At 62.1% G+C, this 23,202-nt stretch carries 17 protein-coding genes, 3 tRNA genes and 3 rRNA genes; 18 read left to right on the plus strand and 5 right to left on the minus strand.

Going from position 1 to position 23,202, the window contains the following annotated elements:
• Position 1: 1 nt before the first annotated feature.
• Positions 2–1,315: an efflux RND transporter periplasmic adaptor subunit gene (locus AC3IRM_RS02080; protein ID WP_489205804.1), complete on the minus strand. Its 1,314-nt coding sequence runs from the start codon at positions 1,313–1,315 to the stop codon at positions 2–4.
• A gap of 488 nt (positions 1,316–1,803) precedes the next feature.
• Between AC3IRM_RS02080 and glmS the strand changes: the two genes are divergently transcribed.
• From glmS to AC3IRM_RS02150, 14 genes are all read left to right on the plus strand, one after another.
• A complete protein-coding gene (gene glmS, locus AC3IRM_RS02085; RefSeq protein ID WP_489204660.1) occupies positions 1,804–3,636 on the plus strand; it encodes a glutamine--fructose-6-phosphate transaminase (isomerizing) in 1,833 nt (610 codons plus the stop codon).
• 552 nt (positions 3,637–4,188) lie between these two features.
• Positions 4,189–5,733: ribosomal RNA gene (locus tag AC3IRM_RS02090) — 16S ribosomal RNA — on the plus strand.
• A 71-nt stretch (positions 5,734–5,804) separates the two neighbouring features.
• A tRNA-Ile gene (locus AC3IRM_RS02095) sits at positions 5,805–5,881 on the plus strand.
• A 3-nt stretch (positions 5,882–5,884) separates the two neighbouring features.
• Positions 5,885–5,960: transfer RNA gene (locus AC3IRM_RS02100), tRNA-Ala, on the plus strand.
• Between the two features lie 241 nt (positions 5,961–6,201).
• Positions 6,202–9,085 (plus strand): 23S ribosomal RNA (locus AC3IRM_RS02105).
• Between the two features lie 167 nt (positions 9,086–9,252).
• Positions 9,253–9,366: ribosomal RNA gene (rrf, locus tag AC3IRM_RS02110) — 5S ribosomal RNA — on the plus strand.
• The 16S, 23S and 5S rRNA genes sit together here with 2 tRNA genes alongside, the layout of an rRNA operon.
• A 559-nt stretch (positions 9,367–9,925) precedes the next feature.
• Positions 9,926–10,001, plus strand: a tRNA-Ile gene (locus AC3IRM_RS02115).
• A gap of 180 nt (positions 10,002–10,181) precedes the next feature.
• Positions 10,182–11,360: a tyrosine-type recombinase/integrase gene (locus tag AC3IRM_RS02120; RefSeq protein ID WP_489204661.1), complete on the plus strand. Its 1,179-nt coding sequence runs from the start codon at positions 10,182–10,184 to the stop codon at positions 11,358–11,360.
• A gap of 359 nt (positions 11,361–11,719) precedes the next feature.
• On the plus strand, positions 11,720–11,809 hold the full coding sequence (locus AC3IRM_RS02125; RefSeq protein ID WP_225218078.1) for an SEC-C metal-binding domain-containing protein: 90 nt from the start codon (positions 11,720–11,722) through the stop codon (positions 11,807–11,809).
• Positions 11,810–11,870: 61 nt separating this feature from the next.
• Positions 11,871–12,263: a hypothetical protein gene (locus tag AC3IRM_RS02130; protein WP_096009489.1), complete on the plus strand. Its 393-nt coding sequence runs from the start codon at positions 11,871–11,873 to the stop codon at positions 12,261–12,263.
• Positions 12,264–12,319: 56 nt separating this feature from the next.
• Positions 12,320–13,600, plus strand: a complete 1,281-nt coding sequence (locus AC3IRM_RS02135) for a TolC family protein (RefSeq protein ID WP_489204662.1) — start codon at positions 12,320–12,322, stop codon at positions 13,598–13,600.
• Complete coding sequence (locus tag AC3IRM_RS02140) at positions 13,597–14,577, plus strand: efflux RND transporter periplasmic adaptor subunit (RefSeq protein WP_489204663.1); 981 nt, start codon at positions 13,597–13,599, stop codon at positions 14,575–14,577. The genes AC3IRM_RS02135 and AC3IRM_RS02140 overlap by 4 nt, the downstream gene beginning before the upstream one ends.
• Positions 14,578–14,599: 22 nt before the next feature.
• Positions 14,600–17,776: an efflux RND transporter permease subunit gene (locus AC3IRM_RS02145; RefSeq protein ID WP_489205805.1), complete on the plus strand. Its 3,177-nt coding sequence runs from the start codon at positions 14,600–14,602 to the stop codon at positions 17,774–17,776.
• A gap of 1 nt (position 17,777) precedes the next feature.
• Positions 17,778–18,371, plus strand: coding sequence for a cation efflux transmembrane domain-containing protein (locus tag AC3IRM_RS02150; RefSeq protein ID WP_095208872.1), 594 nt, complete (start codon positions 17,778–17,780; stop codon positions 18,369–18,371).
• An 8-nt stretch (positions 18,372–18,379) separates the two neighbouring features.
• Here the strand turns inward: AC3IRM_RS02150 and AC3IRM_RS02155 are convergent, their stop codons facing one another.
• Positions 18,380–18,775 (minus strand): MerR family transcriptional regulator, encoded by a 396-nt coding sequence (locus AC3IRM_RS02155; protein WP_095208871.1) that lies wholly within the window; start codon positions 18,773–18,775, stop codon positions 18,380–18,382.
• Between the two features lie 94 nt (positions 18,776–18,869).
• Between AC3IRM_RS02155 and AC3IRM_RS02160 the strand changes: the two genes are divergently transcribed.
• From AC3IRM_RS02160 to AC3IRM_RS02175, 4 genes are all read left to right on the plus strand, one after another.
• On the plus strand, positions 18,870–19,493 hold the full coding sequence (locus AC3IRM_RS02160; protein WP_095209458.1) for a cation efflux transmembrane domain-containing protein: 624 nt from the start codon (positions 18,870–18,872) through the stop codon (positions 19,491–19,493).
• A gap of 329 nt (positions 19,494–19,822) precedes the next feature.
• Positions 19,823–20,131, plus strand: coding sequence for a type IIL restriction-modification enzyme MmeI (locus AC3IRM_RS02165; protein WP_206733290.1), 309 nt, complete (start codon positions 19,823–19,825; stop codon positions 20,129–20,131).
• 10 nt (positions 20,132–20,141) lie between these two features.
• Positions 20,142–21,254 (plus strand): Wadjet anti-phage system protein JetD domain-containing protein, encoded by a 1,113-nt coding sequence (locus AC3IRM_RS02170; RefSeq protein WP_164972148.1) that lies wholly within the window; start codon positions 20,142–20,144, stop codon positions 21,252–21,254.
• A gap of 83 nt (positions 21,255–21,337) precedes the next feature.
• Positions 21,338–21,550, plus strand: coding sequence for a hypothetical protein (locus AC3IRM_RS02175; protein ID WP_489204664.1), 213 nt, complete (start codon positions 21,338–21,340; stop codon positions 21,548–21,550).
• A 15-nt stretch (positions 21,551–21,565) separates the two neighbouring features.
• On the opposite strand, the gene AC3IRM_RS02180 is transcribed toward AC3IRM_RS02175, so the two are convergent.
• From AC3IRM_RS02180 to AC3IRM_RS02190, 3 genes are read right to left on the minus strand one after another with little or no spacing between them, the layout of a single operon-like run.
• Positions 21,566–22,315, minus strand: a complete 750-nt coding sequence (locus AC3IRM_RS02180; protein WP_394005089.1) for a hypothetical protein — start codon at positions 22,313–22,315, stop codon at positions 21,566–21,568.
• Complete coding sequence (locus AC3IRM_RS02185) at positions 22,315–22,788, minus strand: hypothetical protein (protein ID WP_394005090.1); 474 nt, start codon at positions 22,786–22,788, stop codon at positions 22,315–22,317. Before AC3IRM_RS02185 ends, AC3IRM_RS02180 begins: the two co-directional genes overlap by 1 nt.
• Positions 22,785–23,174 (minus strand): hypothetical protein, encoded by a 390-nt coding sequence (locus AC3IRM_RS02190; protein ID WP_394005091.1) that lies wholly within the window; start codon positions 23,172–23,174, stop codon positions 22,785–22,787. The genes AC3IRM_RS02185 and AC3IRM_RS02190 overlap by 4 nt, the downstream gene beginning before the upstream one ends.
• Between the last annotated feature and the right edge of the window lie 28 nt (positions 23,175–23,202).

Here is a 23,202-nt window from a genome sequence, read left to right on the forward strand (position 1 = left end):
ATCAGAGTCCGGAGATGCGGATGCGGTCCGCGTTGTCGAAGAGATCGGTGCCGGCGACGACGACGCGTTCGCCGGGTTGCAGGCCGTCGACGATTTCCACCGCCGACAGGCTGCTGGCGCCGGCGGTGATCGGCCTGCGCACCGCTGTATTGCCATCCATCACATAGGCCGCGCTGCCGCCTTCCTGATCGAGGAACGGACCGCGCGCCACCATCAGCACGTCCTTGCGCGTGTCGAGCAGAATCCGCGCGGTCAGGCGCTGGCTCTGGCGCAGGCCCGGCGGCTGGCTGTTGGCGTCGAATCGCAGGCGCGCGACAACTTCACCATTGACCACCTCGGGCGAGACCGCAGAGACCTTCGCCGGATACGTCGTGCCGACGCTGCGCAGTTCGGCCGGCATGCCGATCTCGAGATCGCGCGCGAAGCTTTCCGGCACCTTGATCTCGACTTCGAACACCGACAGGTCGACGACCGACAGCACCGGCGCGTTCGCGGCGACGTTGCTGCTCTGTACCGCCTGCACCTGGCCGACGATGCCGTCGAACGGCGCCCGCAGCGTCAGCGCCTCGACCTGGCGACGCACTTCCATCACCACGCTGCGCTGGCGTTCCGCGACGAGTTGCTTGTTGCGCGTGTCCAGGCCCGCACCGCGGCCCTGCAGTCCGAGATCCTCGGTCGCGGAGGACACGCCGATCTCGGTCTTCTTCAAGGTGTCCTGCGCGCGCGCCAGATCGACCTGCGCCACCGCGCCGCCCTCGTACGCGCGTTGATAGCGCTGCAGATCGCGTTCCGCAGCAGTGCGATCGATCTGCGCCTGGTCCAGCACCTTTCGCGCTTCGGCGCGGCGCAGCTGCGCGTCGAGCGCGGCGCGTCCGGCTTCGGCCTCGTAACCGGCGAGGGTGGCTTCTTCCTGCGCCAGCTTGCTGCGCAATTCCGGGCTGTCGATCTCGGCCAGCGCCTGGCCGCGCTCGACGCGATCACCGGCCACGACCTTGAGGTTGAGCATGCCGCCGGAGATCGCATACAGCGTCGGGCTGTTGGCAGCGATGACCCGGCCTTCCGCTGCGATGTCGCGGACCAGATCGCCGCGGGTGACCTCGGCGAAGCGCAGACGCTGCGCGTCGACCGATTGCGCGCCCGAGGCCCAGCCGGTGAGCAACCAGGCGACAGCGGCGATCAGCAATGCGCCCGCGATGCCGCCGATCAGCCAGGGACGACGGCGCGACGTGCCTGAGCGCGCATGGACGGTGTCCTGCCCGGCGGTGTCGCGGATGCCGGCAGGACGGGGGGAGGGACTGGAGACGGGGTTGGACATGCGGGCGATCTCTTGCGGATATGGCTTACAAAGCAGATCCCGTGCCAATTTTTAGTCATTGATTTTCAAGGAATAAATATCTCGATCGTGGTGTCCGCGGAGCATCCGGACGTCCGCGGGCGTACGACGGCGCGGGCGGCAGCGCGCAGTCGGGGACAGGCACGGTGACGACGTGGGATGGACTCGTCAGGCTGGACGGCCATCCACGATGCGCCGGTCCCGGAGCGGGGGCTCTGCCGGTCATCGACGGTCGCGCCGCAAGATTCCGGTGCGCATTGCCTGGGCCGCAGGCGGGTTGTCGCCCGTGCGGGGCTTTCGGTCCGTATCGCCCGCCGCGACGGGGGCGGATCTATCGCTACCAGCGCGCCGCCCGCCCCTTCGAGACCGCGCGGACTATTTGTTCACGCGCTGAACGCCGGCAAGGCCGCCTCCGGGCGTGGCAGTCGGCGCCGCTAGAATGGGCGCTTCTATAGAGAGGAGCAGGCCGGATGTGCGGAATTGTCGGGGCGATCGCGGGGCGTGACGTGGTGCCCGTCCTCGTCGAGGGCCTCAAGCGGCTGGAGTATCGCGGCTACGATTCGGCCGGCATTGCAGTGGTCACGGGCGGCGCCGTCCGTCGCGTGCGTCGCACGGGCCGTGTCGCAGAAATGGAAGCGGCTGCGCGCGCCGATGGTCTGCAGGCCGGCCTCGGCATCGGCCACACGCGCTGGGCGACGCACGGCGGCGTGACCGAAACCAACGCACACCCGCACATCAGCCACGACAGTCTGGCGCTGGTGCATAACGGCATCATCGAGAACCACGAGGCGCAGCGTGAGCGGTTGAGCGAACTCGGCTATGTGTTCGAGTCGCAGACCGATACCGAGGTCATCGCGCACCTGATCCACCATCACCAATCGCAAGGCCTCGATCTGCTGGCTGCGCTGCAGGCGACGGTGCAGGAACTCGAGGGCGCGTATGCGCTGGCGGTGATCGACAAAAGCGATCCCGACCGGATGGTCGTCGCGCGGATGGGCTGCCCGCTGCTGGTCGGCCTGGGCGAGGGCGAGAACTTCGTGGCTTCCGACGTCTCGGCGATCCTGCAGGCCACGCGCCGCGTGATCTTCCTCGAGGAAGGCGACACCGCTGTCCTCACCCGCGCCGCGGTGCAGGTCTATGACGGCAACGGCGACAACGTCACCCGCGACGAACACCTGTCGGATGTCTCGCTGGCCTCGCTGGAACTCGGCCCCTATCGCCATTTCATGCAGAAGGAGATCCACGAGCAGCCGCGCGCGCTGGCCGACACCATCGAGGCGATCATCGACGCGGCGGCCTTCGAACCTACTCTGTTCGGCAAGGATGCGGGCGATGTGCTGCGCGAGGTCGAGGGCGTACAGATCCTCGCCTGCGGCACCAGCTTCTATGCCGGCTCGGTCGCGCGCTACTGGATCGAGGCCATCAGCGGCCTGCCGTGCTCGGTCGAGATTGCAAGCGAATACCGTTACCGCAAGGCGGTCGCCAATCCGAAGCATCTGATCGTCACGATCTCGCAGTCGGGCGAGACACTCGACACGATGGAGGCGCTCAAGTACGCCAAGTCGCTCGGGCATACGCGCACGCTGTCGATCTGTAACGTGCCCGAGAGCGCAATTCCGCGCGCCAGTGGTCTGGTGTTCTACACCCGCGCCGGTGCGGAGATCGGGGTGGCATCGACCAAGGCGTTCACCACGCAACTCGTTGCTCTGTTCGCGCTCGCGGTCACCCTGGCCAAGCTCAATGGCCGTCTCGACGGGGAGCAGGAAGCGAGCTACATCGAGGACCTGCGCCAGCTGCCTGGCAGCGTGCAGCACGCACTCAATCTCGAACCTCAGATCACCTCCTGGGCGGAGAAGTTCACGCCCAAGCACCACGCGTTGTTCCTGGGGCGTGGCGTGCATTACCCGATCGCGCTGGAGGGCGCGCTCAAGCTCAAGGAGATTTCCTACATTCACGCCGAGGCCTATCCGGCCGGCGAGCTCAAGCATGGCCCTTTGGCGTTGGTGGACGCCGACATGCCGGTGGTGGTGATCGCCCCCAAGGATGCGCTGCTGGAGAAGGTGAAGTCGAACATGCAGGAAGTGCGCGCGCGTGGCGGCGAATTGTTCGTGTTCACCGATGCGGACAGCAACTTCAGCGCCTCCGAGGGCGTCCATGTGATCCGCACGCCACGACACGTCGGCGTGCTCAGTCCCATCGTGCACACCATTCCGGTGCAGTTGCTGGCGTACCACACCGCCCTATCGCGCGGCACCGATGTCGACAAGCCCCGCAACCTGGCCAAGTCGGTGACTGTCGAGTAGCGCCGCTGCGGCGATTTCGCTGAACAGGCGACGGCGTTTAACGGGCTGATACAGGAATGTGTGTCAGCCTCTTTTCAAACCGATTGCATCTATGCATAATTCGCGCCCCGCTTGACGGGCTGCACTTCGGAGCAGCGGTTGAGCGGGGCGAGGACGACAACAGCCTTCACGCGGTGTTGACAGCCTCGAAAGTCGCGGTAAGATGTGCGGCTCGCTTCAACGAAACGCTTTCGGGCCGGACGCTGAAGTCGGCGGAAACCAACCCTCACCGAGGTGTTGACGAAAGCCAAAACCGCGCTATGATGGGCGGCTCGCTTCGGAGGAAACTTCGAAGCACTGGGAAGCAGGCGCTGAGGCCGCTTCCGAAGATCTTTGACAGTGTGCGCAGGATACTTATGCGGACGTCTGGCTGGTGGTGTTAGTCCATTAGCAGACGTTCTAGAAAGAGCAAGAAAGATTCAAAAGCATGCAAATGCTGGTGAGTAGTTCGAGTTCTGGAAAAGACATCTGCACTCGAAGCATTAGATGTCACTTCGGTGATGTCGAAACATTTAAGTGAAGAGTTTGATCCTGGCTCAGAGTGAACGCTGGCGGCAGGCCTAACACATGCAAGTCGAACGGCAGCACAGAGGAGCTTGCTCCTTGGGTGGCGAGTGGCGGACGGGTGAGGAATACATCGGAATCTGCCTATTTGTGGGGGATAACGTAGGGAAACTTACGCTAATACCGCATACGACCTACGGGTGAAAGCGGAGGACCTTCGGGCTTCGCGCAGATAGATGAGCCGATGTCGGATTAGCTAGTTGGCGGGGTAAAGGCCCACCAAGGCGACGATCCGTAGCTGGTCTGAGAGGATGATCAGCCACACTGGAACTGAGACACGGTCCAGACTCCTACGGGAGGCAGCAGTGGGGAATATTGGACAATGGGCGCAAGCCTGATCCAGCCATGCCGCGTGGGTGAAGAAGGCCTTCGGGTTGTAAAGCCCTTTTGTTGGGAAAGAAAAGCAGTCGGTTAATACCCGATTGTTCTGACGGTACCCAAAGAATAAGCACCGGCTAACTTCGTGCCAGCAGCCGCGGTAATACGAAGGGTGCAAGCGTTACTCGGAATTACTGGGCGTAAAGCGTGCGTAGGTGGTTTGTTAAGTCTGATGTGAAAGCCCTGGGCTCAACCTGGGAATTGCATTGGATACTGGCAGGCTAGAGTGCGGTAGAGGGTAGTGGAATTCCCGGTGTAGCAGTGAAATGCGTAGAGATCGGGAGGAACATCCGTGGCGAAGGCGACTACCTGGACCAGCACTGACACTGAGGCACGAAAGCGTGGGGAGCAAACAGGATTAGATACCCTGGTAGTCCACGCCCTAAACGATGCGAACTGGATGTTGGGTTCAATTAGGAACTCAGTATCGAAGCTAACGCGTTAAGTTCGCCGCCTGGGGAGTACGGTCGCAAGACTGAAACTCAAAGGAATTGACGGGGGCCCGCACAAGCGGTGGAGTATGTGGTTTAATTCGATGCAACGCGAAGAACCTTACCTGGCCTTGACATGCACGGAACTTTCCAGAGATGGATTGGTGCCTTCGGGAACCGTGACACAGGTGCTGCATGGCTGTCGTCAGCTCGTGTCGTGAGATGTTGGGTTAAGTCCCGCAACGAGCGCAACCCTTGTCCTTAGTTGCCAGCACGTAATGGTGGGAACTCTAAGGAGACCGCCGGTGACAAACCGGAGGAAGGTGGGGATGACGTCAAGTCATCATGGCCCTTACGGCCAGGGCTACACACGTACTACAATGGGAAGGACAGAGGGCTGCAAACCCGCGAGGGCAAGCCAATCCCAGAAACCTTCTCTCAGTCCGGATCGGAGTCTGCAACTCGACTCCGTGAAGTCGGAATCGCTAGTAATCGCAGATCAGCATTGCTGCGGTGAATACGTTCCCGGGCCTTGTACACACCGCCCGTCACACCATGGGAGTTTGTTGCACCAGAAGCAGGTAGCTTAACCTTCGGGAGGGCGCTTGCCACGGTGTGGCCGATGACTGGGGTGAAGTCGTAACAAGGTAGCCGTATCGGAAGGTGCGGCTGGATCACCTCCTTTAGAGACAAGGCTGCATCGCTTGTCCAGGCGTCCTCATAAGTAACCTGCACGATTGGTAATCAAGCAAGACTGGGTCTGTAGCTCAGGTGGTTAGAGCGCACCCCTGATAAGGGTGAGGCCGGTGGTTCGAGTCCTCCCAGACCCACCACATGGGGCCTTAGCTCAGCTGGGAGAGCACCTGCTTTGCAAGCAGGGGGTCGTCGGTTCGATCCCGACAGGCTCCACCATTCTTGATTGATGATTCACCGATCGCTGCGCACACATCAGATTTGAATGTCGCCGGGCACTGTGGCCTGACGACTGTTCTTTGAAAAATAGGGAAGTAGCGAGCGTCTGAGACAAGAACTCATACGTGTCGTGTGGCTAAGGCGGGGACCTCGAGTCCCTAGTAAATTGAGTCGTTATATTTGCGTCGATGCTTTGTACCCATCGACAGAAGTATGGCTCCGAGGCAACTTGGGGTTATATGGTCAAGCGAATAAGCGCACACGGTGGATGCCTTGGCGGTCAGAGGCGATGAAGGACGTGGTAGCCTGCGAAAAGTATCGGGGAGCTGGCAACAAGCTTTGATCCGGTAATGTCCGAATGGGGAAACCCACCTCTTAGGAGGTACTGCATGGTGAATACATAGCCATGCAGGGCGAACGCGGTGAACTGAAATATCTAAGTAACCGTAGGAAAAGAAATCAACCGAGATTCCCTGAGTAGTGACGAGCGAACGGGGAACAGCCCAAAAGTCGATATGGTTTTAGCAAAACGGTCCTGGAAAGACCGGCCATAGAAGGTGATAGCCCTGTATGCGAAAGGGCCATATCGATGAAAAATGAGTAGGGCGGGGCACGAGAAACCCTGTCTGAATATGGGGGGACCATCCTCCAAGGCTAAATACTCCTGACCGACCGATAGTGAACCAGTACCGTGAGGGAAAGGCGAAAAGAACCCCGGAGAGGGGAGTGAAATAGACCCTGAAACCGTGTGCGTACAAGCAGTAGGAGCCTCGCAAGGGGTGACTGCGTACCTTTTGTATAATGGGTCAGCGACTTATTGTTCGTGGCAAGCTTAACCGTATAGGGGAGGCGAAGGGAAACCGAGTCTGATAAGGGCGCATAGTCGCGGGCAATAGACCCGAAACCGGGTGATCTAGTCATGCCCAGGATGAAGGTTGAGTAACATCAACTGGAGGTCCGAACCCACTCCCGTTGCAAAGGTAGGGGATGAGGTGTGATTAGGAGTGAAAAGCTAATCGAACCCGGAGATAGCTGGTTCTCCTCGAAAGCTATTTAGGTAGCGCCTCATGTGAATCTTCTTGGGGGTAGAGCACTGTTATGGCTAGGGGGTCATTGCGACTTACCAAACCATTGCAAACTCCGAATACCAAGACAGACTGCATGGGAGACACACGGCGGGTGCTAACGTCCGTCGTGAAAAGGGAAACAACCCAGACCCACAGCTAAGGTCCCAAATTATCACTAAGTGGGAAACGATGTGGAAAGGCACAGACAGCCAGGAGGTTGGCTTAGAAGCAGCCACCCTTTAAAGAAAGCGTAATAGCTCACTGGTCGAGTCGGTCTGCGCGGAAGATTTAACGGGGCTAAGTGATAAACCGAAGCTTGGGGTGCACATATTTATATGTGCGCGGTAGAGGAGCGTTCCGTAAGCCGTCGAAGGCAGATTGAGAAGTCTGCTGGAGGTATCGGAAGTGCGAATGCTGACATGAGTAACGATAATGGGGGTGAAAAGCCTCCACGCCGAAAGCCCAAGGTTTCCTTGCGCAACGTTAATCGACGCAGGGTGAGTCGGCCCCTAAGGCGAGGCAGAAATGCGTAGTCGATGGGAAGCTGGTTAATATTCCAGCACCTCGCATAAGTGCGATGGGGGGACGGAGAAGGTTAGGTCTACCAGGCGTTGGTTGTCCTGGGGAAAGGCGGTAGGAGTGGGTCTTAGGCAAATCCGGGACCCTTTAACTCCGAGCACCGAGACGAGCTCATTAGAGCGAAGTGACTGATACCACGCTTCCAGGAAAAGCCCCTAAGCTTCAGCTTATGCAGACCGTACCGTAAACCGACACAGGTGGGTAGGAAGAGAATTCTAAGGCGCTTGAGAGAACTCGGGTGAAGGAACTAGGCAACATAGCACCGTAACTTCGGGAGAAGGTGCGCCCTTGATCGTGGCCCATGCGGGCTACAGCGATCGGGGGCCGCAGTGACCAGGCCGCTGCGACTGTTTATCAAAAACACAGGACTCTGCAAACACGAAAGTGGACGTATAGGGTCTGACGCCTGCCCGGTGCCGGAAGGTTAATTGATGGGGTCAGCCGCAAGGCGAAGCTCTTGATCGAAGCCCCGGTAAACGGCGGCCGTAACTATAACGGTCCTAAGGTAGCGAAATTCCTTGTCGGGTAAGTTCCGACCTGCACGAATGGCGTAACGATGGCGGCGCTGTCTCCACCCGAGACTCAGTGAAATTGAAATCGCTGTGAAGATGCAGCGTTCCCGTGGCAAGACGGAAAGACCCCGTGAACCTTTACTATAGCTTTACATTGAACGTTGAGTTCGTCTGTGTAGGATAGGTGGGAGGCTTTGAAACCATGGCGCTAGCTGTGGTGGAGCCAACCTTGAAATACCACCCTGTCGTGCTTGACGTTCTAACCTAGGTCCGTTATCCGGATCGGGGACCATGTATGGTGGGTAGTTTGACTGGGGCGGTCTCCTCCCAAAGAGTAACGGAGGAGCTCGAAGGTACGCTCAGCGCGGTCGGACATCGCGCACTGTGTGCAAAGGCATAAGCGTGCTTGACTGCGAGATCGACGGATCAAGCAGGTAGGAAACTAGGACTTAGTGATCCGGTGGTTCTGTATGGAAGGGCCATCGCTCAACGGATAAAAGGTACTCCGGGGATAACAGGCTGATACCGCCCAAGAGTTCATATCGACGGCGGTGTTTGGCACCTCGATGTCGGCTCATCACATCCTGGGGCTGTAGTCGGTCCCAAGGGTATGGCTGTTCGCCATTTAAAGTGGTACGCGAGCTGGGTTCAGAACGTCGTGAGACAGTTCGGTCCCTATCTGCCATGGGCGTTGGAGATTTGAGAGGGGCTGCTCCTAGTACGAGAGGACCGGAGTGGACGAACCTCTGGTGTTCCGGTTGTCACGCCAGTGGCACTGCCGGGTAGCTATGTTCGGAAGCGATAACCGCTGAAAGCATCTAAGCGGGAAGCGCGCCTCAAGATGAGATCTCCCGGGAGCTTGACTCCCCTGAAGGAACCATCAAGACCAGGTGGTTGATAGGCTGGGTGTGTAAGCACAGCAATGTGTTGAGCTAACCAGTACTAATGATCCGTGTGGCTTGACCATATAACCTCAAGTTGCTTCTAACCGAAGCATCCTTGGCCAACGACACGAATGAGTCGTCAAAAATGTTCGCTACTTCCCAACCTCTGAGAGCGTGAGCGCTGTCAGTCCCACTTTCGAACGCATATCTGCGTCGAAAATCGGGCCGACCTGCGACCCTCCACCCTCTCCCTGGTGACTATAGCTGTATGGAACCACCCGATCCCATTCCGAACTCGGAAGTGAAACGTACATGCGCCGATGGTAGTGTGCATCTAGCATGCGAGAGTAGGTCATCGCCAGGGTTTTTACCCAAAACCCCCGCCGGTATCCCGGCGGGGGTTTTTCTTTGCGGCGGTGTTTGCAGCAACCCTAAGCAGGGAGAAAGTCAGGTGCCGCTTCCGACGCATCAGGATTTAGTCAGGCGTGTACCCAAGGAGATCTAGGGATTGCTGCGCTCCTGCTGGACAGGTGATCGGGAGATATGTCGGGTGTGCACGATGGGCTGATTCAAGGAGTCTAATGATGCCCAGACACCGGGCTGCGCACTGGCACGCGAGTCATCACTCACGCGCTGGTGCCCCGGGCTCTGCTTCGCTCTAATCATCCTACGCAGCAGCGCTCTTGAGATACGTGGTTGTCATTCCTGGGAAAGGTGCGTAACCGCACCAAGGTGGCAGTCAATAATTTGCTGTGCGCCAATAGCGGACAGGTAGCCAAGTTCGTCGCCGATCAACGAGGCACCGTGTTGCTGCCGCGGAGACAGATCGCAGCGCTTGGTTCGGTATCTGGGGCGCAAGCCTTTTACGACGAACACTTCTCGCATTCGCTCATGTCGAGCGAATTGATACGATTGCCGGCCGCGGGCCTATAGCTCAATGGTTAGAGCAGAGGACTCATAATCCTTTGGTTCCAGGTTCGAGTCCTGGTGGGCCCACCATCTTCTGATCCGAGCACGTCCAGATCAGTCCGAATATCCTAGAAAAATAGCTATATTTCGGGTCTTTCTTGTCCAGTCAGGTCCGGTCGCGTGCGCCACCATCCAGCTGGAAGGTGAGTAACGGTGCGAGTAAGATGACCGGAAGGTCTTCGCTTACTCACATATCGGTTACTCACAGCCATGTTGACGGACACTAAGCTGCGCAGCCTCAAGCCCCAAGGCAAGGTCTTCCGCCTCGCTGACGCCAATGGGCTGTGCGTTGAGGTCAGGCCTTCGGGGGCCAGGATCTGGCGCTATCGGTACCGGTTCGCCGGCAAGGCGAACATGCTGACTATCGGGGACTACCCAGCGGTTTCCTTGGCGGAAGCTCGCGCCGAAAGGGACAAGGCCCGGGCCCAGCTTAAAAAGGGCATGGACCCAGCGCTGGTGGTGAAGATCGAGCGGGCGGCGCAGGAGGAAGAGGCCGGCAATACCTTTGGCGCGCTTGCTGAGGAACTGGCGACGCAACGGGCCAAGAAGCTGACCCCTGGGTCAGTCGTTCGGGAGCGCCGGATGCTGGAACGCGATCTGGGGAGCATAGGTGATCTGCCCGTTCGGAGCGTGACTGCGCCAATCCTGCTGAAGGCCCTCCGGAAGATCGAGGCCCGTGGAGCAGTTGAGACGGCACATCGGGCTCGCGCCGCCGCGGGCATGGTCTTTCGCTATGCCATCGCCACCGGCCGTGCAGAGAACAACCCCGCCCTGAGTCTTGCCGGTGCGTTAACCCCTACGAAAACCAAGCACTTCTCCAGCCTGACTGAGCCAGAGGAGGTGGCAAAGCTTCTCAAGGCGATCTACTGCTACCAAGGGTCGCCCATCGTCTCCGCCGCGCTCAAGCTCTCGGCACTTCTGTTCGTCAGGCCCGGCGAGCTCCGCGCGGCGCGCTGGGAGGATATCGACCTGGATGCTGCCGAGTGGCGTTACGTCACCAGCAAAACCCAGACCCAGCACATCGTTCCCTTGGCTGGGCATGTCGTCGAGCTCTTGGAAGATGTCCAGCCCTACGCTCGGAAAAGCCAGTACGTCTTTCCCAGCGTGCGCAGCATCGAGAAGCCAATCAGTGAGAACACGATCAACGCCGCTCTCCGGAACCTCGGGTTCGACGGCGCGATGATGACTGCCCATGGCTTTCGGGCCATGGCGAGAACGTTGCTGGACGAGGTGCTTGGGTTCAGGCCGGACTTCATCGAGCATCAGCTTGCCCATGCGGTGCGGGATCCGCTGGGGCGGGCGTACAACCGGACTACCCACCTCGAAGAGCGCAAGAAGATGATGCAGGCTTGGGCCAACTATCTGGACGAGCTAAGGCGTGGCACATAGGCCTCGATCCATGGATGAAATCATGCGTCGTTGCCGAACCTTGCACGGTGAGCGCGGATCTTGTCCGGTGCTTAGAAGGCCGCTTCCGACCCAAAGCGGACCTCTCGTTGGAACATCGCGCACCACTTCGTCCCACGGATCACTCAGGCAGCCAAGCCCGACCGCATGACCTCGTAGAGCGCAGTCCGGGTATTGCTGTCTGCCATCGAAGGGCTAGCAGCCCATGCAACGGCAAGAGCCCCCAGGAAGAGACTGAGCCGGGGCATCCCGGCGGCTCCCGGCGAGGTCAGTGTCCCCGCGCATGAAATCGAACCGCTGCAGCAGGCGCACCAGTTCCTGGACACGCACTGTCGTCGGGGCTGCGCGATCACCAGCCGTGCCAGTGCGGCAGCGGAAACAAGTACAAGCGGTGCCATGGCCGACAACTGGAACGCGCCTTTTCCCTGTAGCCCTCTCGACGCATTCAGCGGAATTGTATAACCCCATCATCCGCAGGTACCCTGCGCGGCCATGACCCGCCTGCATCCCCGCTTCTTGTTGCCGCTCCTGCGCGTCGTCGTGCTGGGTGTGCTTGCGTTGGGGTTGGCGTTCCAACCGGTGATGACAGCCGCTGGCGAAATGCATGAGCTCGCGCACGATCCGTCGGGCGCGCACAGCCACGGCCCGCATGCCAACGATCCGGGCGCGGAGTTCGCCGCGGCGGACGCGCACGATCAAGACGGATCGGAGACGTTGCACCTGTTGCTGGATTTCGCCCATTGCTGTGGTTCAGCCGCGGCCGTGTTGCCGGTCCTGGATTCATTTTCCACTCGACCGGTCGCCGGTCGAATGGGGGTCGAAAAAGCATCGCCCCCGGCCGCCTTGCGTCTGCCGAGCCCATTCAAGCCTCCGATCTTCGGATGACCGCGCCGTCGGCCTGATGCCGACTCCCGTCAATTCGATTCATCGGAGCAACCCCCATGCGTTTGCGATCAGCGGCCCTGGCCGCGTTCGTCGCCGTGTGTGCCGTGGCATTCCCCACGCACGCCGCCGACCCCCTCACCCTGGACGACGCTTTCCTTCGCGTTGCCGACGCCCATCCCGATCTACGCTTGTTTGGTGCCCGCCATGAGGCCCTGAAAGCCGAACTGGATCGCTCCTCGTTGCGCCCGGCGCTGGTCGCTGGAGCCGAGGTCGAGAACGTGCTCGGTACCGGCCCGGCCAGCGGCCTGGATGGCGCCGAGATCACGCTGAGCCTCGCCTCCGTGCTGGAGCGCGGCGGCAAGCTCGATGCCCGCCGCACGCTCGCGCAAAGCCGGATCGACGCGCTGGCCATCGAGCGCGAGGCGCAGCGGTTGGATCTCCTGGCCGAAGTGGCCCGCCGCTACCTGGCGGTCGTCGGTGCGCAACGCGAAGGCGAGCTTGCGCAGTTGGACGTCGACCAGCGCGAACGCACCGTTGCTGCGGCGCGCCGGCGTCACGAGGCCGGCGCTTCGCCGGAATCGGTCGTACTCACCGCCCAGGCCGCCCTCGCGCGGTCGGAACTGGATCGCGCTCGCGCCCGGCAACGTCAGGCGGCCGCCCGCCAGCATCTCGCGGCCCTGTGGGGCGAGCGAAATCCCGCATTCGAGATCGTCGGGGGCGATCTGCTCGCCGTGCCCCAGATCGCGGACTTCGCGGTACTCGCCGACTGGTTGCAACGCACTCCCGAGCTGGCGCAGTTCGTCGACCAGCAGCGCATTGGCGAGGCGCGCCTGCAGCTGGCACGCAGCGAAGCGACCCCGGACTTCGACTGGCAGGTAGGCGTGCGACGGATGGCGGACGGCGATGACTTCGGCTTGGTCGGCAGTGTCTCGATCCCGCTGGGCACCACCCGCCGGGCACAGCCGGGCATCCGTGCCGCACGCGCCGAGTTGACAGCGCTGGAAATCGAACGGGAGGCCGTGGGGCTGTCGCTCTACTCCACCCTCGCTGAGGCGCATGGCCGCTTCGGGGTGGCCCGCCTGGAAGCACAGCGGCTGGGTGAGGACGTGCTTCCACGTCTGGCCAAGGCCGAAGCAGCGGCCGCCACCGCGTACCGCGCAGGCGCCGCCAGTTATCTGGAGTGGTCGAGCCTGCAGGCGGAGCGCGCCGCCGCACGGCAGCAACAGCTGGCAGCTGCGCTGGAAGCCCAGCGCGCCCTGATCGAGATCCAGCGGCTGACCGGCCAGGCATTCGTCGCCGGCCCGGGCCCGCAAGACAACCAAGGAGCAACCCCATGAAGCCTGTCCACCTGATCCCGGCATTGGCGCTGGCCTTGAGCCTGGCGGCTTGCAGTGGTGAGCCGGACCAGCCTAGCCAGCCGGCAAACGACGCCCATGCTGACGAGGCCGCCGACCACGGCACCGAGGCCGACGAACACGGTCATGAAGCGGGTGAAGTCGCCAGCACGGTCATCCCTGCCGAAATTGCCGAAAAGTCCGGTATCCAGACGCGGCCCGTCGGCCCCGGCGTGATCGCCGACGAGCATGAGGTGCAAGGCCTGTTGACCCCGGTCGAGGGGCGTGTTGCGCAGGTCACCGCCCGCTTCCCAGGCCCGATCCGCTCACTGCGCGCCAATGTCGGAGACCAGGTTCGCGCCGGCCAGATGCTCGCGACGATAGAGAGCAACCTGAGCCTGAGCACCTACAGCGTGGCCGCACCGATCTCCGGCGTGGTCGTCGAGCGCAGTGCCTCGGTCGGCGGCTTGGCCGGCGAGGGCGCGCCGCTGTTCGAGATCGCCGATCTCTCGCAGCTCTGGGTCGACCTCCACATCTTTGGCGCCGACGCCCAGCACATCCAGCCCGGCGTGCCGGTGGCGGTCACCCGCATGAGCGATGGCGAGACGGTCCGAACCACGCTCGAACGCGTGCTGCCGGGCATGGCCACCGCCAGCCAGAGCACGGTGGCCCGCGCAACGATCGACAACGCCGACAACCAATGGCGGCCGGGAACGGCGGTCAAGGCGCGGATCACGGTCGCGCAGGAGCCGGTGGACCTGATGGTGCCGCTGACCGCGCTGCAGTCGATGGATGGCCAGGAGGCCGTGTTCGTACGTGAGGGCGAGACGTACCTGACCCGACACGTCGAACTCGGTGCCCGCGATGCCACGCAGGTGCAGATCCTCTCGGGCCTGAGCGAAGGCGAGGAGGTGGTCGTCGCGGAGAGCTACTTGATCAAGGCGGACATCGGCAAGGAGGGCGCGGCGCATGACCACTGACGCCGTAGCCCTCCAGCCGGGCCTGCTGGAGCGAATCGTCCGGTTCTCGATCCGACATCGCTGGATGATGCTGGTGCTGACCCTCGGGCTGATCGGCGTGGGCATCTGGAGCTTCACCCGGCTCCCGATCGATGCAACGCCCGACATCACGAACGTCCAGGTACAGATCAACACCGAGGCGTCCGGCTACTCGCCACTGGAGTCCGAGCAGCGGGTTACCTACCCGATCGAGACGGCACTCGCCGGCCTGCCGCGCCTTGACTACACGCGATCTCTGTCCCGATACGGTTTGTCGCAGATCACCGTGGTGTTCGAGGACGGCACCGACCTGTACTTCGCCCGGCAGCAGGTGGCCGAGCGGCTGCAGCAGATCCGCTCGCAGATTCCCGAGGGACTGGAGCCCGAAATGGGGCCGATCTCGACCGGGTTGGGCGAGATCTTCCTGTACACCGTCGACGCTGCACCCGACGCGGCCAAGCCGGACGGTACGCCGTGGACCGCCACCGACCTGCGCACCCTGCAGGACTGGGTCATCCGGCCGCAGATGCGCAACACACCGGGAGTGACCGAGGTCAACACGATCGGCGGCTTCGAGCGGCAGATCCACATCACGCCGGACCCGTCCAAGCTGGTCGCACTCGGCTTCACGCTGCAGGACATCGTCGACGCGGTCGCCGCCAACAACCAGAACATGGGTGCCGGCTACATCGAGCGCAACGGCCAGCAGTACCTGGTGCGCGTGCCCGGCCAGGTCGGCGGCGTCGACGAGATCCGGAACATCGTGCTGGACCGGCGCGAGGGCCTGCCGATCCGGGTGGCCGACGTGGCGCAGGTGGGTGAAGGCCCGGAGCTTCGTACCGGCGCGGCCACCCAGAACGGCGAAGAGGTCGTGCTGGGCACCGTGTCGATGCTGGTGGGCTCCAACAGCCGCAGCGTCGCGCAGGCCGCGGCGGCGAAGCTGCAGGACGCGAACGCGAGCCTGCCGGAAGGCGTGACCGCGACGGCGGTCTACGACCGCACCGTGCTGGTCGAACGCACCATGCAGACCATCTCGAAGAACCTGATCGAGGGCGCCCTGCTGGTCATCGTGGTCCTGTTCCTGCTGCTGGGGAATGTCCGCGCCGCACTCATCACCGCCGCCGTCATCCCCCTGGCGATGCTGTTCACCATCACCGGAATGGTGCGCGGCGGCGTCTCCGGCAACCTGATGAGCCTGGGTGCACTCGACTTCGGGCTGATCGTCGATGGCGCGGTCATCATCATCGAAAATGTTCTGCGGCGGTTTGGCGAGATGCAGCACCGACTTGGGCGGACGTTGACACGCGAGGAACGCAACGACCTGACCGCCACTGCCACGGTCGAAGTCATCCGGCCCAGCCTGTTCGGCATGTTCATCATCGCCGCGGTGTACCTGCCGATTTTCGCGCTGACCGGGATCGAGGGAAAGATGTTCCATCCCATGGCGATCACCGTGGTGCTGGCCCTCACCGGCGCGATGGTGCTGTCGCTGACCTTCGTTCCCGCATCCATCGCGATCTTCATGGGCAACCGCGTCGAGGAGAAGGAGAACCGGCTGGTCCGGTGGACGCGGCGCCGCTATGAGCCCTTGCTAGCCTGGTCGCTCCGCCGGCAGAACTGGGTGCTTGGGGGCGCAGTCGCGCTGGTCACGGTGTCCCTGCTGGTCGCCACGCGCCTGGGCAGCGAGTTCATTCCCAGCCTGGACGAGGGCGACCTCGCCATGCAGGCGATCCGCATTCCCGGGACGGGCCTGGAGCAGTCGGTGAAGATGCAACTGGCCGTGGAAGAACGGCTGATGCAGGTTCCGGAAGTCGAACGTGTCTTCAGCCGGATTGGCACGGCTGAGGTGGCCACCGACCCGATGCCACCGAACGTGGCGGACACCTACCTGATGGTGAAGCCACGCGGGCAATGGCCCGATCCACGCAAGCGCAGGGATGTGCTGATCAACGAAATCGAAGCGGCAGTGGCGACGCTTCCCGGCAACAACTACGAGTACTCGCAACCGATCGAGATGCGGACCAACGAGCTGATCTCCGGCGTGCGTGCGGATGTGGCGGTCAAGGTGTTCGGTGACGACCTGGACACGCTGGTCGAGGTGGCCGAACAGGTCGAGGCGGCTGCCAGGCAGGTCGAGGGCGCGGTCGACGTTAACACCGAACAGGCAACCGGCTTGCCACTGCTGACGATCGTCCCGGACCGCGCAGCGCTTGCGCGCTTCGGACTGAATCCGGGGATCGTGCAGCAGACCGTTGCCACTGCGGTGGGTGGCCAGGTGGCCAGCCAGCTGTTCGAGGGCGACCGCCGCTTCGACATCGTGGTTCGACTGCCGGAACAGATGCGTGTCGATCCGATCGCCCTGCAGGACCTGCCGATCCCCTTGCCCGACGTTGCGAACGCGGACCGGTCGAGCTTGGAGCCACGCTGGGCGACCGCGCGGACCGTACCGCTGCGGGAGCTCGCGAAGATCGAGAGCCTGCTGGGGCCCAACCAGATCAACCGCGAGAATGGAAAGCGCCGGGTGGTGGTCACCGCCAACGTGCGTGATCGCGACTTGGGTAGCTTCGTCGAAGAGCTGCAGCAGCGCGTCGGGCAGCAGGTGAACGTACCCGAGGGCTACTGGATCGACTACGGCGGCACGTTCGAGCAGTTGATCTCGGCCAGCCAACGGCTCGCAGTAGTGGTACCAGTGACCTTGGTCCTCATCTTCGGCCTGTTGTTCATGGCCTTTGGCTCGGCCAGGGACGCGGTGATCGTGTTCAGCGGCGTGCCGCTGGCGCTGTCGGGCGGCGTGGCCGCACTGGCTCTGCGCGGTATCCCGTTGTCGATCACCGCAGGTGTCGGCTTCATCGCGCTGTCCGGCGTGGCCGTGCTCAACGGCCTGGTCATGATCGCCTTCATTCGCAACCTGCGCGAACAAGGCCAGTCGCTGGACGACGCGGTCTTCAACGGCGCGCTCGGGCGGCTGCGGCCGGTCTTGATGACTGCCCTCGTGGCGTCGCTCGGCTTCGTCCCGATGGCGCTCAATGTCGGCGCGGGCGCGGAGGTGCAGCGTCCGCTCGCCACCGTCGTGATCGGCGGGATCGTGTCTTCAACGCTGCTCACCCTGCTTGTCCTGCCCACCCTTTACCGTCTTCTGCATCGCGGCGACGCAGCGAAGCCGCAACTGGAGGCCCACTGAGTTGAGTGAAGAGAAGATCGAGATACACGACGCGCACCAGCGCCGGATCCTGTTGATCGTCCTCGCCCTGAACCTCGCGCTTGCCGCGGGGTTCGGGGTCACGGGCGTCGCCGCCGGCTCAAGCGCTCTGATCGCAAATGGACTGGACAATGCGTCCGACAGCGCCGTCTACATCATCACCCTGCTCGCACTCAGTCGCTCACAAGCCTGGAAACGGTCGGCGGCCAAAGTGTCCGGCTGGCTGCTGATCCTGTTCGCCGCTGGGATCCTGGTCGACGTGGGCCGTCGGTTCCTGGGTGACGCCGAGCCCATTGGTACGACGATGATGGTGATGGCGCTGGGGGCCGGCCTGGTAAACGCGACATGCGTGTGGCTGCTCAAGAAAATCCGGCAGGCCAATGTGAACGTGCGTGCCGCGACGACCTTCAGCACCAACGATTTCATCGCCAACGCAGGCGTGCTCGTGGGTGGCGGACTGGTGCTGTGGACCGGGCGGGCCTGGCCCGACCTCGTCGTGGGGCTCGCAGTGGCGGCGATCGCCCTGAAAGGGGGCATCGAGATCCTGCAGGATGCCCGTGGCGAAGAGGACGCTTGAGTGCCGACCTAGGATGGCGGGTGGCGCAGCGTGTCGAGGATGGCGCACTGGCCGCGCTCGCCGCCGCTGCAACTGCCAATCACCCGTTCGAGCTCCGAGGCCATCCGCTGAAGGTCGTTTAGCCGGTTCCGGATGTCCAGCAGGTGCCCGCGGGCAAGACGGTCGACATCCTGGCAGGACAACCCGTCGTCTTCGGCCAGACCCAGCAGGCTGCGGATCTCCTCCAGCGAGAAGCCCAGTTCGCGTCCGCGGCTGATGAAGCGCAGCCGATCCGCGTCGGCGGGACGGTAGTCGCGATACCCGCCCGCCGTGCGCGGCGGGGCAGGCAACAACCCGATGCGCTCGTAGTAGCGCACGGTTTCGGGATGGCACCCGCTGCGCTCCGCGACCTCTCCGATCTTCATGGGCTTGACTCTGTAGCGACTCCGGGGTTTAGGATCGCCGACCTGGAAGCGGGCCGCAAATCCTCGGACGCCCGCTCGACTCGGAGACATGATCATGAGTGATTCGTGCGGCTGCGGAAGCACGGTGGATATCCGCGCCCTGGAGGCGGGGCAGCGGCGCGTGTTGATGATCGTGCTGGCAATCAACATCGCCAGCTTCGTGATGATGATCACCGCAGCGATCTACAGCGGCTCGTCCTCGTTGCTGTCGGGCAGCCTCGACAACCTCGGTGATGCGTTGACCTATCTGCTGAGCCTGGCAGTGATCGGCGCGAGCCTGCGCGCCAAGGCCAGGGTGGCGTTGTTCAAGGGATTGCTGATCCTCGGTGCCGCGGTTGCGGTCGCCATCCAGATCGGCTGGCGCCTGGCCCACCCGGAGGTGCCGATCTTCGAGGCCATCGGCATCGCCGCCGTGATCAATCTTGCGTTCAACGCCTTGTGCCTGTGGCTGCTTACCCCGTACCGCTTTGGCGACGTGAACATGTCATCGGCCTGGGAGTGCTCGCGCAATGACCTGTACGAGGGTGTTGCGGTGCTGCTGGCAGCCGCCGGCGTGTGGCTGTTCGATGCCGGCTGGCCCGATCTGGTCATCGCCGGTGGACTGTTGCTGATGTTTCTGCGGTCCTCCGCTCGGGTACTCCGCATGGCTTGGCGGAGTTACCGGGACGAGGTGAAATAACGAGTTACGGCCCGTTGTCCGGTCCTCGAAGAAGAAATGCTCCGTTCTGACGCGTGGCTGGAGCGGCCAAGAAAGTCAGCTATGACAGGCAGTTAGCTCACCTTTGGCCGTTTTTTACACGAATCCCTGCCGACCCTCTGAAAGAGTGGATTCGAAGCGGCAGTTCGGGTCAGCCAGAACGTCCGCTTCTGGCCGGAAGCGGTCGGTGGGCTAGGGCACCTGGGCCGATCTGGAGGGCGGAAGAGTGCCGCCCAAGGGCGAGAGACCCGCAACAGGCATGGTGTCGTATCCTGTATTGACCGCCAGGATGCGCAGGGCAGGGGGCCCACGTGCCAGACGCCGCAAGTACGGAAGCAGGATCCCAAGCCCAGGCTGCGGCTGAAGCCTTCATCGCCCGCTGGCAAGGTGTCGCGGCCTCGGAGCTCTCCACCTCCCAGAGCTTCCTGATTGACCTCTGCCGCCTGCTCGAGGTCGACGTCCCGCATCCCACGGCGGAGCAGGACTACATGTTCGAGCGGCCGATCACCTTTCTCCACGGTGACGGCAGCACCAGCGCTGGGCGGATTGACCTGTACCGGCGCGGCGCCTCTGTGCCTTTGGGTCGAGACGGTCCTGCGGGAGCAGTTGCAACGCGGTGAGCGCAAGCGGGTGACCAGATCCACCACAGCCGCACAGAAGACGAACGTGAAGCCGACGAACTCCGTCTACTGGAGGGAAGACTTCGAAGAGCGCATGCGGGGTCACGGTCAGATTCAGGACGCCGTCAAGCGTGGCGCGGTTGATGCTGGGTGGGGTGACCAAGGTGGTGATGATCGCCCCTTGGAATGGGTGCGCGTGCGTGACGTGGATGCGCTGGCAAGTCTCCTCGGGGTGGCCACCAATCTGGATCAACTGCAAGTTGCCAGCGTTGAGTTGGCGCCGTGGCTGGATAGGTACCCACGACTGGGTGAGGTCCTGGAAGCTTGGGCGGCGCTTCGGCGCGTTCGCTCTTTGGGGCCGGACTCTTGGCACTCCTGGCAGGATGCCTTGAAAGTGCTCGATGCACTGGCGGCCAGGCCCGGGGAGGATCAGGTCCTTCGTGTCCTCAGCGGACATCTGTTCTCGGATACCAAGCGGATCGAGCAACTCCTTCCACAGCTTGATGTCTTGTCCGGTGAGGGGCTATCGAGCCGCTCGCGCGGCAAGTGGGAAGTGCTCAGGACGCTCGGTCTGGTCAAGCAGCCACTCCCGCTGATGGTCGCCGGCGTTGGTGCCATAACGATGCAGGAAGGTCCTGACTGCACGATCGTGCGGCCATATGTGGGCGTGGCACCACAGAGCGTGCGAGGGTTGATAGCGAAGCCAGCATGGGTGCTGACGATCGAAAACCTGACGACGTTCCACTTGGCTGCAGAGGCGCTGAAGGGGCGGGATGATGGAGTCGTGGTATTCACCGGGGGTATGCCATCGCCCGCATGGGTGGCAGGGTTTCGTCGTTTGACCCGAGATCTTCCTGCGTCGACAGTTTTCTATCACTGGGGAGATATCGACCTTGGAGGATTCCGGATCGCAGCGCGACTGAAAGAAGTTGCGCTGCCGGCTGATAGTTTCCTTCAACCATGGCTGATGGATCTAACGATACACGGGCAAGGCAAACATGTATCGGAAACAGTGGGAAATGCGATGAGGTCGTCGGCAATTCAAGCGGGGTGGTTGAATCTACAGGAGTTGCCAAACAAGGCATTGGAGCAAGAAAGAGTCGAATTGACGCTGCCGCAGTAAATCAGCATCGAAAGATAGCGGAGGGATTAGATTGATTTATCAATGGTAGGCTGGGCCTAAAGTCTTGAACCCCGGTAAATATCTTGCGCATCCAGCAGAGGCTATCCGACAAGGCGTACCGGATCGAAAGAGAAGACGTGCTCCATCGGCGCGTCATGGCAACGGCCCACGAGACGGTCCGGGAACGCGGTCTGGCCGTAGTCAAGATCCACCTCCGCATCGACTTCCGGGTGCTCGATCACCTTATCGTTGCCGGCACTGGCACGACTTCGATGGCGGCCAAGGGTTGCGTCTGATGATTCGCCTTGGTCCTAGGTCAACGGCTCATACCATTGCTGGCACTGGGTGAGCTCAAGGAACTCGCTGCCAGGATGGAGCACGACGCGACGCACCATGGAGGCTTCCAAGGTTTGTATGGAGTAGTCCTCAAACTTGTCCGGGTACTCACTTGACCCGATGCCTTGGTGAATCAGGTCAAGCCGTGCTACGGCTAATGCCAGGCCATTCGTCGTGGAAAGGAACGCCACGGGCACTACCGCTTCAACCAGTGCAGGGCTTCCCATGGATTTAAGAACAGGGCCGAGCTCCGGGTCTTCGGCGTTGAAGTTGTAGAGTGCTTCACCGCCCCAGAGTTCGAGCAGGTAGCGAACGCCATACTCTCGGACTTCGTGCGCTGGGTAAAAGCAGAACCACGCCTTGCCGGACCGGTTGCTATCGCGCACCTGGTTGTTCGCAAGCAAACGTTGCGCGTGCTCTTCGGCAAGCTTGCCTCGCGTGACTTGGGCCGCAATGCGTCTTTCCAGCAACCCGATGCTGAGCACCTCCAGCCCGTTTTCGCGAATGTGCACCGCTTCTTCTTCGGTCAATCGGGTGAAGTGGTAACCACGTAGGGCATGCGGCATGAGAGCTTCGCCAAGCGTGCGAATAGCTGCATCGAACGCGGGCGCGGCGCGGTCTGGTAGCTTCAACTCCCACGAGCGGAACAGCGGGCGCAACTCATTGAGGACCTCGCGCAGCTCGCCAGCCCACGTAGCAGGTTGGGAAAGGTCGAGCGCCGCCATCAGTCGTAAAAGGCGAGCTGAAACACTTCGGGATGCGATGCCATGGCCAAAAACATGACATCGATGGCGGCGCGTGCCAGCTTATCGTCATGGCCTGGGTATCGCTGTTGCCGAGGATGCTCCTTGCCGCCATGCACGAGGTTGTTGCGCACCCGGCGAGCAGCATCCATCAAACGATCGCCCTCAGGCCCGTCACCCAATGGGGCATCCACGAACTCGATACGGCGCTGTGCGCTGACCTGCATTTTCATCGGGGGCGGGTCATTGGAGCCGGTGCCCAACAGAAGGTCCTTGTTTTCCTGTGACAGTTGATTCTGGATGTGCCGGCGCACATGGACGTAGAACGCTGACCATTGCGTGTCCGGCGTCTCGCCGACGGCGCCATTGACGAACTCCGGGATTTGCTTGAGGGCAAACTCGATTCGGGAGAACGCCTTGAGAAGTTTCAGCGTTGTGTGAGGCTCCACATTCATGGGCTTACCTTGTCGAAAACGATGGTGAAGTTGTCCCCATCGAACGCTGTCATCTTGCCCACCCACTCAGGCCGCGCCTTGAAGGTGTTGTTGGCCTTGGAGCCGTCCCCACCGCCCTCGATGAGGGGCACGTTGTCGGTGGTGGCCTTGACGATGCGCACGGGCCGGCCTTCGGCCACGGCCTGGGCCAAGTGCTCGCCCATGAGCTTGGTGCCGTTGCCCGTCCACCGGGACAAGTGGTCCTGGTAGACCCATTGGCCGCCCACGACCTTGATGCGGTGCTCCCACAGGCTGGCGACCAGCTCGGTATCCGTTAGCGCAGAAACGGCCCAGAAGTGGTTGGCCAGCTTGGCCTTGTAACGAGCGAACTCAGCGACGATCCCCATGCAACCCCCTGTGGCACTAGGGGTCCAG

This window comes from Luteimonas sp. KH_071 (assembly GCF_057838005.1).

Coding starts and splice junctions, on each gene's coding strand:
- AC3IRM_RS02080 (WP_489205804.1), bottom strand. CDS start 1,315: ATGTCCAACCCCGTCTCCAGTCCCTCCCCCCGTCCTGCCGGCATCCGC.
- glmS (WP_489204660.1), top strand. CDS start 1,804: ATGTGCGGAATTGTCGGGGCGATCGCGGGGCGTGACGTGGTGCCCGTC.
- AC3IRM_RS02120 (WP_489204661.1), top strand. CDS start 10,182: ATGTTGACGGACACTAAGCTGCGCAGCCTCAAGCCCCAAGGCAAGGTC.
- AC3IRM_RS02130 (WP_096009489.1), top strand. CDS start 11,871: ATGACCCGCCTGCATCCCCGCTTCTTGTTGCCGCTCCTGCGCGTCGTC.
- AC3IRM_RS02135 (WP_489204662.1), top strand. CDS start 12,320: ATGCGTTTGCGATCAGCGGCCCTGGCCGCGTTCGTCGCCGTGTGTGCC.
- AC3IRM_RS02140 (WP_489204663.1), top strand. CDS start 13,597: ATGAAGCCTGTCCACCTGATCCCGGCATTGGCGCTGGCCTTGAGCCTG.
- AC3IRM_RS02155 (WP_095208871.1), bottom strand. CDS start 18,775: ATGAAGATCGGAGAGGTCGCGGAGCGCAGCGGGTGCCATCCCGAAACC.
- AC3IRM_RS02160 (WP_095209458.1), top strand. CDS start 18,870: ATGAGTGATTCGTGCGGCTGCGGAAGCACGGTGGATATCCGCGCCCTG.
- AC3IRM_RS02180 (WP_394005089.1), bottom strand. CDS start 22,315: ATGGCGGCGCTCGACCTTTCCCAACCTGCTACGTGGGCTGGCGAGCTG.
- AC3IRM_RS02185 (WP_394005090.1), bottom strand. CDS start 22,788: ATGAATGTGGAGCCTCACACAACGCTGAAACTTCTCAAGGCGTTCTCC.
- AC3IRM_RS02190 (WP_394005091.1), bottom strand. CDS start 23,174: ATGGGGATCGTCGCTGAGTTCGCTCGTTACAAGGCCAAGCTGGCCAAC.